Below are 11,661 nucleotides of genomic sequence, written 5' to 3'. Positions count from 1 at the left end.
CAATGGTTACGACGTTTATCAGAGGTTCACATATGTTGATCGTTGCCGCTCGTCCCTAGCGCCTCACCGCCCTCGTGCTGGCAGATTCCACGTTGCCTCACGGCTCAGTGTACCGGATGCCCGGTGGCTACATTGTTCCCGAAGCTTCACACCGAGTCGTTGCCAACTCCGCATGTCCGGGTAGGGAACGGTTGATGGAACAACCGGTTTTATCAGTTAGTTCATCTCTCGAATTCCTCCTGTAAAACAGAAACTTATGCGACTTTCCAGGTCGCACCTGACTTCCCATTTTGCACCCGCCACTCCGGCGTCAAGGACTGCGCGGTTCCCCCAATTTTCAGGCGCCGCCTTTGGGCGTCGTCAGAAAATCGGCTCCCCCGCTTGCCGCCTCCGGCGGCCGCGTTCCGCGATCCCTGACCCCTCGCGGCTATCGTGCGGACTCCTTCCGTCAGAAAACGAAAGGAGACTTCCTATGACACAGCGCAAGATCAAATACATCGATGGTGGAAGCCCGGAATACTGGCGGCAGCGCACCGAGGGGTTCCGTCTCATCCGCGAGGCAGAACGGGCACTGATCCGTGTCAAAAACGCGCCGCAATACATTGCCGGCAGCTGGGACGAAGACTATGGCGACTATGAGCCGGTCGAAAATCTCGGCCCCTATGACGATATGGATGAGGCAATCCGAGCCATCGAAGCCAATGAGACGGCCGTCGACATCCTCGTTGCCCAGCGCCGGACCCATTTCGGCGACTGGCCTGTCGCCGCCGTGATCCGCGAACTGGGGACCGACTGATATGAAGACGAGAGGCGGCACGGTCGCCTCTCGTCTTTTCCGCGTGGTCCTGACCGCTTGCCGGCATCGAGCCTGCGCGCGGTCTTGAGGGGCGAGACTTGCCGCCTCTCCCCTCAAACTCCCCTCTCCCTGCGGTGCGGGGCAGGCCCCGCCCGGCCTCCCGGGCCGGTAAACGGACGCTGCCGCGACTTCCCCAAACAATACGGAGAGGAGGATCGTCCTGCGCTGCGCCCTCATGCTTCGGGCATCCGCTCCAGACGATCCTCCTCTCCTGCGGTGCGTTCGCCGCCCAGTCGTTCGCATGTCATCGATGTCCGCTCCCTGCGGTCACGGGCATCCCGACTGCTCCCGACGGCGGCTCACTTCAGCATCTCTCACCACCATGTCCGGCCCACGCGCTATTCCTCCTCCGCGGATCACAGGCGATACACCTGTGATCGCTGTTGCATCGTCTGACGACTCGCAACAGCATTGGCGGGTCGGGCACGTGGGCTGGACATGGTGGTGAGAGATGGCAGGATAGGCTATTGGTATACCAATAGCCGTTTCGCCCGAGGGGCGATGGTCGCCTGGGCGACCGGGCATCTCCGTGATCTGCAATTTTTGCCAGAGTTGGGCAAAAACGACGGGCGCGAGCGATCGATGTACGGCCGGAAGTGAGGAGGGCGGTTCCGCCTGTTTTGAGGGGTTCCCGGAGCCTTCATCCGGCTGAAGATATCCCGTAATTCCGGTGATCGGCGATTGTGCGGTTAAGTGAATAAGCGAATAAGTGGGCGGGTGGTTCAGCGAATCCGCGGCTGAGCGATGGTGTTAATGAGTGCTTCGCCGAGTGAGTGCATCGGCAAATAAGCGAATGAGTGGCTCGGTGCTTGGCTGAATAGGTACATCGGCAGATCGGCAAAGAAGCGTATCGGCGAAATGACACAATGCATATTCACCGAATAGGTAACGCGGTGAACCGGCGGATGCGCGACCAGGCGAATCCGTGATTGGGCAAGTCGGTGAATGAGCGAATCGGTGTTCAGGCCAACCGGAGAATCGGTGAATCAGCGAAGACGCGAAGCGGTGAAACGGTGAAGCGGTGAAGCGGTGAAACACCGGTTGGGCGAAGAGGTGAGTCCGCCAACTGGTTGTTCTGTCATTGTGCAAACCGGCGAATGCTCCAATCGGCAAATAGGTCAATGAGCGAACCGTCGTTTTGATACGACAGGCCCAAACATCCCCGTGGGCACGATCGACAACAACAGATCACAAAATGGGGCTTGCGACCTTGAACGTAGCCGTTGAGCGCGGAACCAATAACGCGGAAAGCGGGCCTGGCGAAACGGTTACCTGGAGCGGCCTCTCCACCTCAGCTCTTCTCGGGGATCTGATCTAAGACTCTGCCCGGTCGTAAGTGCTCCGGCGCGCCTTGATGGTGTCCAGATTGTCGTGGACCCAGAAGTTAAATCCGTCGAGGGCGCGCAAAGCTCCATGGGCGATCTCTGTCAGTTCGTATTCGACACGCGGCGGCACTTCGGGAAAATAGTGACGTACAACAAATCCGTCGCGCTCGAGATTTCGCAGCGTGAGCGTCAGCATGCGCTGGGTGATCTCACCGACCTCTTTTCTCAATGTCGAAAAGCGGAGCCGATGATCTTCCGCGACAGAAAGACGCCAAAGAACTGGCAGAGTCCATTTGTCACTCAGCAGGCTGCAGACCCCGTTTGACGGTATGGGTCTGAAGTGTCTGTCGTTTTCTGATCCGCGCGATGGACCGGCATCGATCTGTATATCCAAGGGTATCGTCCTTGTGCCTGATGCTGAAAAATGTGCCGTCTTCCGGCAGAATTACATTCGTATATATAGATGGCCCTTGTTTTAACGCGAGGGTTTCAAGTGACCAATAGCAAGCACCCCATTCTGGTTTTCGGCGCTACCGGAAGGCAAGGCGGATCTGTCGCCAAAGCCTTGTTGAAGGCGGGATGGCCTGTTCGCGCACTCGTTCCGGACTCCACCAAAGCTGCATCGCTGCAATTGCGGAATTCAGGTGTCGAGCTTGTGCAGGGTTCATTTGAAGAGACCAAAGTAGTCCGCACAGCGATGAAAGACGCTTACGGTGTCTTTAGCGTACTGCCAGCCAGCCTGGCTGCCGAAGACGAAGTCCGTCATGGTATATCGATTGCGGATATCGCTGCTGAAACCGGCGTCAACCATTTTGTTTATTCCTCAGGCGCCAGCGTGGGGAATGAACTGACAGGCGTTCCGCGTTTCGACGCCAAGCCTCGTATCGAAGCCCATATTCGACAGCTCGACATGACTACGACCATCATCCGGCCGATGATTTTCATGGAAATGCTGGTGCGACCTGGCTTCGGTCTGGATGAGGGCCGGCTGGTGTCCCTGATCCGATCCGACCATTCCATTCAGCTTACCGCCGTGGAAGACATCGGCAGGTTTGTCGCTGCCGTGCTTGCCGACAAGTCCCGCTTTGGCGGCGCAACACTTAAGATCGCCAGCGACCGCCTGACCGGGCGCGAGCTTGCGGTCATACTCAGCGAAGCAATTGGTCGTCCGATAGCCTACGAACGGTTTCCGGAAGATGTTCTGGCTGCAAACGCTGATCTCGCCCATATGGCGGAGAGTCTGGAAGACGGGCCGCTCGCCGAGCAGGTCGATCTGGAACTCATGCGCGAAATCAACCCCGACCTGCTGACTTTCAGGTCCTGGCTTGCGCGCAGTGGGCGCAGGTCGCTCGATGCAGCTTTGTCGGTATCAGCCTCGTGAAACTGCGCAAGCCTCAAGAATCGCAATCAAGCATCAACGGGGACAGGCTTGTCAGGTAGCTTGCGACCCTATTGCTGCCATTTTAGGTCGGGTGACCCGTTAGCAACACCGGCCTAGCAGGGCGGCTGTCGATGGGGTCTGCGTTTCCGGTCAATGTTCCAGTCTTCATCGGCGAAACCGCCCTTAGGCTTCGCGGACTTTCTGCGCAAAGCGTTCTACAACGGTGAAGGCCTCCGCGAAACTTGGCCGCGCGCCGTATACCATGTCGCCCATGAGCTTTTCGTAGTGCGCAGCGAATTCAGCATGCGTCGCCATTATCTCGAACGTCTTGAGCGTCTCAGCGCGAGGATCTGACTTGTAGTCCGGATATTTGTCCGCCCGGTCACTTTTTGACTCGGTCACCATGGTATCCAATGCAATCGCAACTGCTGTATCAAGGTCGTACGTACCATCCATGCGTGAAATGTCATAGACATGACGGACCAGCGTATGGTCTAGCGGCTCGTGCCCGGCAAAAGCAAAACCTGCCCGGCGCCCGAGCGCGACGAACTTGTCGGCAGCCGTTTCCACCAGACGAACGCATTTAACATCGTTGGCCTCGGCCGGCCGACCGGTGGCTTCTCCGACGAATGAGGTGACCGAACACAACTCCGGGGCCGTGCAGATCGGAAATGCCGCGATTTCGATCTTGATCTCCGGGCGTAGGACACCCTCGCCCTTGGCGATCGGCTCGTAGGGCAGGTCGTATCGCACATAAGAGCCGTTCTGGAGTACCCGCACGTGGCCCTCGACCGTGAAGCCGGCGTCTTGCAGACGTTTGCTTACCGCACGTCTCATACGCTTGAGGGACCCGCGCTCACCTGCATTTTCCCCTACGATGCGCAAGTCTATGTCTTCTGACATGCGTTCGAGCAGACGATATGCCCGGCCGAGCGCCGTCCCGCCACCGAAAGCCAACGTCAGTCCGTCGACCTCTACGTCGTGGATCGCCGCGAGGGCACGCACGACGAACCAGTCCTTTTCGACGAGGGCCGTCGAGGGCAGGGCGAAGTAGTCCTGCACCTCGAGCAGCGTCTGCAGGTCCGGCTTATCGCTCAACGCGAAGCTCCGTACGGCCGTCGGATAGCCGGCGGCTGAAACGTTTCCCGACCTTGACGGTAAGATTAACCGGGACCTGGGTGGACTGCCCCCTATTATAGGCCTGGGTGCTGTCACCTTGCTCCCAAGGGACCCCGAGTTTGTTCAGGGCCTGGAGGGCAGCACCGTGAAACCCGTTTGAACTGGAGACCATAACCCGCCCCGACAGCCGTGACCGTACGGCCCGGGCATAGACACCATAGCCCAGGCGTATGAGTGCGCCATCCTTTACCAATGCTCTCAGGGCCCGAAGAACCTGATCGTCGCCGCTCAGGTCAGCAAAATCGCGCGGAATGAAGACGTCGGTCTTCTTCGTCCGGCTAACTCTTGTCCTGATCCGTTGCTTCAATGTCTGATCCATGATCGGCTTCCCGTTACAAAAACCCGACACTGAATATATGCAAAAACCCGACACATGGCAACCTTGTCCCATTACGTGATACTCGCTTCTGGAAAAGATGTGCCGAAGAAAACAAACAGGCAAAAGCCAGGGTACTGGCTTCGGACAAGCTTGTCGGCGAGCAACGGGACGTCTGCGATTTTCGATGCGCATCCACGGCTGTTGCAGGCTGAACCACCATAGCATCGGTTGCGATACAACACCGTTCAAAGAACAAAAGTTTCAAGCGGTCACGCTGGCGATTGCTGAACGCTCGAATGATGGGCAAGCGGTCCATTTCCATCACGTCTTGCATCGGGACCACGAGACTGTTGATCCCCGCGCGAAACTCGACCGGCTCCTGATGGAGGTTGGCCTTGAGATCAGTGCCCGGTCCGAAAATGAGCTAACACTTCTCAAATGCACCATACGCTCAGGCGTTCGCCATATCCCAGCTGTCCTCGAGGCTCACCCTTACGTTCGTTCCGGAAATCTCGCAGCGCCTTCATCCGTCTGAATCACATGGGCAACATTTACCCCGGCAACAGGCATCTCGATTCCCCACGGGTATCGCCGTTCCTGGGAACGTTCAAACTGATAGACAGCGACCCTCGGTAGATTTCGCTTGTCATATCGACGAGCGAGATTGAACACGACACTGTTCTGGGCTGCCAGAACCAGATGGACTTGCTCCACGCCTTTTGCATCGAGCTGTTTCAAGACGCCGAGGAACTGATCGGCCAGCGCTGACTGCCTCGCCTGAGACCAATGAGATGATTGCAGGTCAGGCAATGTCATCCTGACAATCGGGCAGTTAAACGTCGTTGCGAGATCCTCGGTTTTCACCATATACGAAGCCGAGATCGCGAGAACGACTTCCCGCTGTGCCCCGACCTGTTCCAAACCGGTAATTTCAAAACGCGATGCATCGTCTTGACCGTCAAGCAGGCGCCAACGGCTTGCAACCCGATCCCAATCCATGACGACAATATCGCCTTCGTCGTCCAGAAGCAGACCGGTCAAAAAGGTCAATGGGACGGCCGTCAGGCCGCCATAGACTGTTGTCAGGTCGCTACGTTCGTTGCCCTTCTGCGCCTGATGGACCCAGGTTTTCATTGCGGCAACAGGTGGAAGGAGATCTTCCGGCTCGACGATCATACCATCCTTGCGCTGCCGCAGATCGAGCATGTAGTCGATACGCGTGCCCGTGATGCTTTCGGGTACGGCGGATTTGAGCGATGATCCATCATCATCGCGCAAACCTCTCCCCTCGATGACAAAGACTTTTTTTCGCGCAAGACGCTGTTGCTCCTTCGCATAACGTATCCAGGCCCACACGGCCGATCCCAGCATAAGGGTGATGCAGACGACCGTGATGATCCAGAGAATACTATCGGGCACAGCACCTGCCGTCCCGAACTCTATCGATCCGGGCTCACCTCCGATGGTACCGGAATATTTGAAGACCCAGTTTACCCCGTGGATTGCAACCAAGACCGCAACGGCTCCGCGGAAAATCCAGCTTTCAGCATGACGGGCTCGCACGAACCACGAGACCAAAGATCGAACAACAAAATCTAGTGTATTCCAGTTCATCGCGATGCCCCTCAATTTGCGCGCAGGTCGATCATTTCAGGCGGGAGTGCACGCCGGTGCAGGCTCGCTGATGCATTGAAACGGCCCCAGAACCCAAGCTTCACAATCAGGAGCACGGCAAAACCGATATCTCTTTCACCATCAACCAGTTCCTGCATGGAGCGCACGTCAGTGAGGCTTGGCCGAACCGAGAAACTTGGATGGGAATGCCATTCGCCCAAGTAGTTGAATGCTTGATAATTGTGACCTGTTCGGTCGAAAAACGCATCCAGCGCATGGCGGTGATGATCAGCATCACGCACAAAGTGGGCATTGGCTCCTGACGCTTCGTCCACCGAGAAGTCTAGAACGGAGAAATGGCCGCTTGCAATCTCCTGTCCCATGAGAATGCCGCCGATTTCACGCAATCCGGCTCGTCTCAACGGTAACTTCATGCGATCACGGATCTGCCTGGAGAGTGTGATCCTGATCACGCATTCACCTTCGGAAACAGCGATGCAAGGAGCTCTTTGAGCTCTTCGGATGAAGCCAGTTCCTGGGTACCACCCCAGTCACCTTCCTGCCGAAGATCGATTGGCCAGGTATCAAAGGGCGCACGGAAAATCCATTCGGCCACCAGTCCGATCGCGTAGGCAGAGCAAGGAAAGACACTTTGCTCGCGCGTGAGAATATCCAGAATGAACCTGGACGCATGGTTGGCAATCACGCTGACATCAGCGTCATCGGCGATCAACGGTGGGGCGTTATCTCGCTCGATCCCATAGTCCGTTTCGGTTGCGGCGATCCAGGGCACGTTATGATTATCGCACCATGCGCGGATTTGGCTGCGCGCTTCGGTAGGGATCGGATCAAACCCCGGGCGGACCCTAGCAATGATGCCGCCGATTCCGCCCGCAAAGACCTGACACCAGACCATGGGTTTGCTATGACGACGGGCAATGGCTGCAACGAGGTTGAACGCACGGGGGTCTGCCGTCGCGTCGACCAATAGGTCGGCTTGGACCAGCTCCTCCATAACGGACTCTGTCGACCCCGCACTTTCCTGCTGACCGAGTGCAATCCGCCGAACGGAAATGTCTGCGTTTGCCACCAGATTCTGCAGGCGGGCTGCAAGCGCATCGACCTTGTGTTGACCGATTGCCTGCGCATCAAGATCATTCCTGACAAGGTTTGCCTGGAAGAAGACATCGTCATCGACCAGCGTGAAATTGCTTACGCCAGATCGCGCGAGCGTGCTTGCGATTTTTGAACCCACAGAACCGCAGCCAACGATTGCGATCCGCTTTTGGGCCAAGCTGGCGTAACCCGCAGGCAGCCTTCCGGAGACGCTTGGGGCGACAATTATCTTATAGCCAAAGACACTCTGTTTGCCCTCATAGGGGTAAAGATTTAGCGCGACCCAATGGTTCTCGTTTCCAAGCAACACAAAACCATCGAATGGGTTCTTGGGAAGTTTTGCCAGCAGGTCTGGAAACTCTACCGGCATCACTTCGGCGAAATCTTTGGGGCTTAGGCGGAAGCGGTCAACATTTCGCGTTGTCCGGATAACGAACCCATTTGCGACCGAGGAGTGCGAGGGTTGCGGCGCATTCTGGGCCCACAAAATCCCTCCTTCACCTACGCTCATGAGCGATGCGACCCAGGTTGGCTTGGCGAGCCGATCCCAGACGGTGATGGCTGTCGGAACATCAACGGGCAAAGCTGCAAGAACCGTCGCGGCGCTGTCGTTAAGAATGAAGCGCGTAAACTCCCCACGGGTCTCCCTGCCGATTGATGCCTGATGCGCTGAGCGGACGATACCGGGCTCGTTTTCGCCTGGCCGCTCTCCTGACAGAAGACGATGGGCGCTTTCAACCATCATTGCGCCGGTGATCGAAGGAGCCCAGTTGTCCGGCCTGAACTCGAGGCAGAGCTCACCGCCGGGGCCGTACTGATGCCAAGAAAGGCGCCGTTCATCGCGGGGCTGCACCATTGGTGGTGTGTCGGGAAAGGTGGACGGATATGTCATGGAGAGACCAAACGTCTCTGCGCCATGTTGCACGTCGAAATCCACGATCAGATGAAGATCATCTCCCAGCCGCCAGGAGATACCCGACAACCAGCCATCGCGCTCAGACAATTGCGCGATCGCAGTTCGCTCGGCTTTCGCACGGGCAACGTCGGTAAGCCACCAGCTCATGCAAATCCCTTCGGCGTAGTGGGAACCCGAGCGGCATTTCCAAAAGACGGAATCGCTGCGACCGGCGCGATGGGAGCCACCGACGCCGCCCTCAGGAGCCCGCTGCCGCCGCCGATGCGGCGCGTGGCACGATCCGACAATGCTGCGCCCATACGGGCCGACACCGCCTCGTTCATACCCTGCAACGTCGCGGCACGGGCAGCCCGACCGAAGTCTTCCCGTGCTTGGTTGAGCCATCGAAAGAAGGCCTCGGCCTTGCGCGGGTTCTTTTCCCACTTGTCAGCAAAATTTTCGAAAGGGTCGGTCGGGTTTGGAATGATGAATTTGGACCCGTCATGCTGGATATATCGATCCATTGCGTTGAGGATGGAGAAGAGAGCGCCGGCAATGGTGTCCTCCTGACCGTACGCGTGGCCAGACAGGGTCGTGATGATGACGGAAATAGGTTTCAAGTCGGCCTCGTGAGCGAACATATTGTCGCGATGCCGCTTCAAAATCATCACCGCGGCTTGCAGCGGTGTGCGTACGCGGAAGTCCGGTAGTTGCTCGACGCTCGCCGTCACGCCTCGCTGGCGCAACGATTCCACCAGCTCCCGCTTCCGCCGCGCGAGGACCACGGCCATTCGTGACTTGAACCATTCCCCGTACCCCTTAGGATTGGAGCGCGGCCAATCATACGTCTTCTGCCTGTAGGTCGGGACTTCCCGGTCGGTGATGGCGATGGCAGTATCTGCCCAACGTACGTCGAAATGGGCACGCTCCAGGAGAAGTCGCTGTTCCATCCCGTTAGGAAGGGCAGGCACGATATCCATGTGGAATTGCGCACCGTCGGCATAGGAAAGCACCCAGCAGCGTCTACCCTCTTCCACAGGCTTCGTCATGCCTTTGGCATCATGATAGGCTTTGATTTCGAAACCAAGAAGCTGTTTCAGGTCGAACTGGGTAAGGTCACCTTTCGCAAGCTTCTTGAGCTCGCAAACCGAGTCGACGTCATACTCCTCGGAATCGTTTATCGGCCGGATTGCGGTTCCGAGTCGAAACGATCCCTGCACGTAAACGGTCGGATCAAAATTGCGAACCGTGCTTTCAGGCCGATGAAACCAGTCGCCGAGAGACCTATAGCTTCTTTCCGCCTGCTCATACCGGGATTCCGGAATGGCCAGTTCCTCCGCCATCGCCTGAAGAAATCTCTCAACCTGATCGTCCGTACCCGCCATATCCAGCTCCATTTGTCGTCTTGTCCGCCTGCAACTCGCCATAGCGGCAGCAGTCGCGGCGCCCTATTGTCCGGTTTACAAAGGTGGGCCAAACGCCGCAGCGCTCCGGATATGGGAGTGCATTCTTCAACCTGCAAGGGAACTTGGTTTACAGATGTGAGTTATGCCCAGCGTTATGGAAACTGACAGTTACAAGGAGGCCATCATGATCGGAAACAAGCTTAAGGTTGCCCGATCGGCATCGGGATTCTCGTTGCGCGCTCTTGCGGATGCCATGGAGCGGATCGTTTCGGCGCAAGCCATTGGAAAATATGAACGAAACGAGGACATGCCAAGTTCTGGAATTCTGATGGCGTTGGCCAAGGCCCTCGCCGTCTCGGAAGAATACCTTCTCAGTGACGATGAGCTTTCGCTGGAGGGTGTAGATTTCCGAAAAAAAGTAGGAACGTCCTCCAAGGAAGTAGCAACGCTGGAGGCGCGTGCCATCCACATGCTAGAGCGCTATCTTGCCGTTGAAGACCTGCTTCATTTGCGGAGCGTAGAGTGGGAGCAGCCACGGAGCGCGCCGCATCCAGTCACCGATGTTCGCGATGCCGAGGATGCGGCCCGATCCGTCCGCGACGATTGGGGTCTCGGCAACGATCCGATTCCACAGCTTGCAGAGTTGCTTGAAGAACGAGGAATAAAGGTTTTATCACTCGATCTCGACAGTGTGGATGGGCTCGCCGCCAAGGTTCGACGTAAGGAGCGCGAAGCTGCGCGAGTGATTGTCGTCAAGCGCAGCACCTGGTCCGAGCGCAAAAGATTTAACCTTGCACATGAATTGGGGCACATGGTCATTGCGCCGTGCGACGGGGTTGACGAGGAAAAAGCCGCACATCGCTTCGCTGGCGCTTTCCTGATGCCGGCCGATGTTTTGCGTGCAGAGGTTGGCGCGCATCGATCGTCGATCAGCATTGGAGAGCTGGTTGCTTTGAAGAAACGTTTCGGTGTGAGCGTCCAGGCGCTTGCATACCGTTGTCAGGATCTCGGCATCATCAGTCAGGCTGCTTGCACACGACTCTTCAAGATCTTTTCAGAAAGAGGATGGCGCGATGCGCCCTATGAGGAGCCGGAAAGCTTGGCTCCTGAAGTAGAAGAGCCCAGGCGCTTCGAGCGCCTGTGCTTCCGCGCCCTAGCTGAGGGCGTTATCGGCGAAACGCGGGCTGCTGAACTGCTTGGTATTTCCGTTCGCGAACTCGACCGGAGGCTGGACCAGGTGGCGGCTTGAACGGTGTCCGTTTTGGTTTCCGATGCGTTAGTTCTGTTCGACCTGAAACGACCCAGTGTTCTGGAAGGAATGTTTCTGCTGCCGTTTGAATTTGCTGTACAGCTTGGGCTTAAGGTCGAGACATTGACGTCCGGCGAACTCCGTCGGGCGAGCCTCGTTAGCCGGAAAGCGCAACTGTCGAGGATGTGTCCGAACGGTAATTCTCCAGCCCCAAGGCGGTCGGCGCAACACCCGCGAATCTCAGTGGAACACGACCGGATTGCTTTGGGCCGGTTCCACCACCAAACCTGACTTCCCCATCTTGAGCGTTTCGATTATGAC

10 protein-coding genes are annotated in these 11,661 nt (G+C 57.3%); 3 read left to right on the top strand and 7 right to left on the bottom strand.

The window, feature by feature from the left end:
• Positions 1-472: 472 nt before the first annotated feature.
• Complete coding sequence (locus tag N5D22_RS21970) at positions 473-796, top strand: hypothetical protein (protein WP_011982970.1); 324 nt, start codon at positions 473-475, stop codon at positions 794-796.
• 1,374 nt (positions 797-2,170) lie between these two features.
• Here N5D22_RS21970 and N5D22_RS21965 read toward each other — a convergent pair.
• A complete protein-coding gene (locus N5D22_RS21965; protein WP_036589573.1) occupies positions 2,171-2,575 on the bottom strand; it encodes a helix-turn-helix domain-containing protein in 405 nt (134 codons plus the stop codon).
• A 99-nt stretch (positions 2,576-2,674) separates the two neighbouring features.
• Here N5D22_RS21965 and N5D22_RS21960 point away from each other — a divergent pair, with 99 nt between their 5' ends.
• Complete coding sequence (locus N5D22_RS21960) at positions 2,675-3,562, top strand: NmrA/HSCARG family protein (RefSeq protein ID WP_036589575.1); 888 nt, start codon at positions 2,675-2,677, stop codon at positions 3,560-3,562.
• A gap of 183 nt (positions 3,563-3,745) precedes the next feature.
• Here the strand turns inward: N5D22_RS21960 and N5D22_RS21955 are convergent, their stop codons facing one another.
• The 6 genes from N5D22_RS21955 to N5D22_RS21930 all read right to left on the bottom strand — a co-directional run bounded on the left by N5D22_RS21955 (position 3,746) and on the right by N5D22_RS21930 (position 10,082).
• Entirely contained in the window at positions 3,746-4,660 is a 915-nt protein-coding gene (locus tag N5D22_RS21955; protein ID WP_036589577.1) for a nucleotidyl transferase AbiEii/AbiGii toxin family protein, read from the bottom strand.
• Positions 4,650-5,060, bottom strand: coding sequence for a DUF6088 family protein (locus tag N5D22_RS21950; protein WP_036589581.1), 411 nt, complete (start codon positions 5,058-5,060; stop codon positions 4,650-4,652). Before N5D22_RS21950 ends, N5D22_RS21955 begins: the two co-directional genes overlap by 11 nt.
• A gap of 492 nt (positions 5,061-5,552) precedes the next feature.
• Positions 5,553-6,674, bottom strand: a complete 1,122-nt coding sequence (locus N5D22_RS21945; protein ID WP_072492868.1) for an SAVED domain-containing protein — start codon at positions 6,672-6,674, stop codon at positions 5,553-5,555.
• Positions 6,675-6,685: 11 nt separating this feature from the next.
• Positions 6,686-7,147, bottom strand: a complete 462-nt coding sequence (locus N5D22_RS21940) for a Mov34/MPN/PAD-1 family protein (protein WP_107341216.1) — start codon at positions 7,145-7,147, stop codon at positions 6,686-6,688.
• The gene (locus tag N5D22_RS21935) at positions 7,144-8,853 is read right to left on the bottom strand and encodes a ThiF family adenylyltransferase (RefSeq protein WP_062653229.1); all 1,710 of its coding nucleotides are present in this window, start codon (positions 8,851-8,853) and stop codon (positions 7,144-7,146) included. The genes N5D22_RS21940 and N5D22_RS21935 overlap by 4 nt, the downstream gene beginning before the upstream one ends.
• The gene (locus N5D22_RS21930) at positions 8,850-10,082 is read right to left on the bottom strand and encodes a nucleotidyltransferase (protein ID WP_279703370.1); all 1,233 of its coding nucleotides are present in this window, start codon (positions 10,080-10,082) and stop codon (positions 8,850-8,852) included. Before N5D22_RS21930 ends, N5D22_RS21935 begins: the two co-directional genes overlap by 4 nt.
• Positions 10,083-10,275: 193 nt before the next feature.
• On the opposite strand from N5D22_RS21930, the gene N5D22_RS21925 reads away from it, so the two are divergent.
• On the top strand, positions 10,276-11,340 hold the full coding sequence (locus N5D22_RS21925) for an XRE family transcriptional regulator (RefSeq protein ID WP_062653253.1): 1,065 nt from the start codon (positions 10,276-10,278) through the stop codon (positions 11,338-11,340).
• Positions 11,341-11,661: the final 321 nt, after the last annotated feature.

The sequence above is a fragment of the Agrobacterium sp. GD03872 genome (genome assembly GCF_029840625.1).
Taxonomy (GTDB): domain Bacteria; phylum Pseudomonadota; class Alphaproteobacteria; order Rhizobiales; family Rhizobiaceae; genus Agrobacterium; species Agrobacterium fabrum_A.
Note: the sequence above shows the minus strand (reverse complement) of the source record. Positions and strands in the feature narration are given on the sequence as shown.

Bases quoted from the DNA above. Each gene is read 5' to 3' on its own strand.
- N5D22_RS21970 (WP_011982970.1), top strand. From the start codon at position 473: ATGACACAGCGCAAGATCAAATACATCGATGGTGGAAGCCCGGAATAC.
- N5D22_RS21950 (WP_036589581.1), bottom strand. From the start codon at position 5,060: ATGGATCAGACATTGAAGCAACGGATCAGGACAAGAGTTAGCCGGACG.
- N5D22_RS21945 (WP_072492868.1), bottom strand. From the start codon at position 6,674: ATGAACTGGAATACACTAGATTTTGTTGTTCGATCTTTGGTCTCGTGG.
- N5D22_RS21935 (WP_062653229.1), bottom strand. From the start codon at position 8,853: ATGAGCTGGTGGCTTACCGACGTTGCCCGTGCGAAAGCCGAGCGAACT.
- N5D22_RS21930 (WP_279703370.1), bottom strand. From the start codon at position 10,082: ATGGAGCTGGATATGGCGGGTACGGACGATCAGGTTGAGAGATTTCTT.
- N5D22_RS21925 (WP_062653253.1), top strand. From the start codon at position 10,276: ATGATCGGAAACAAGCTTAAGGTTGCCCGATCGGCATCGGGATTCTCG.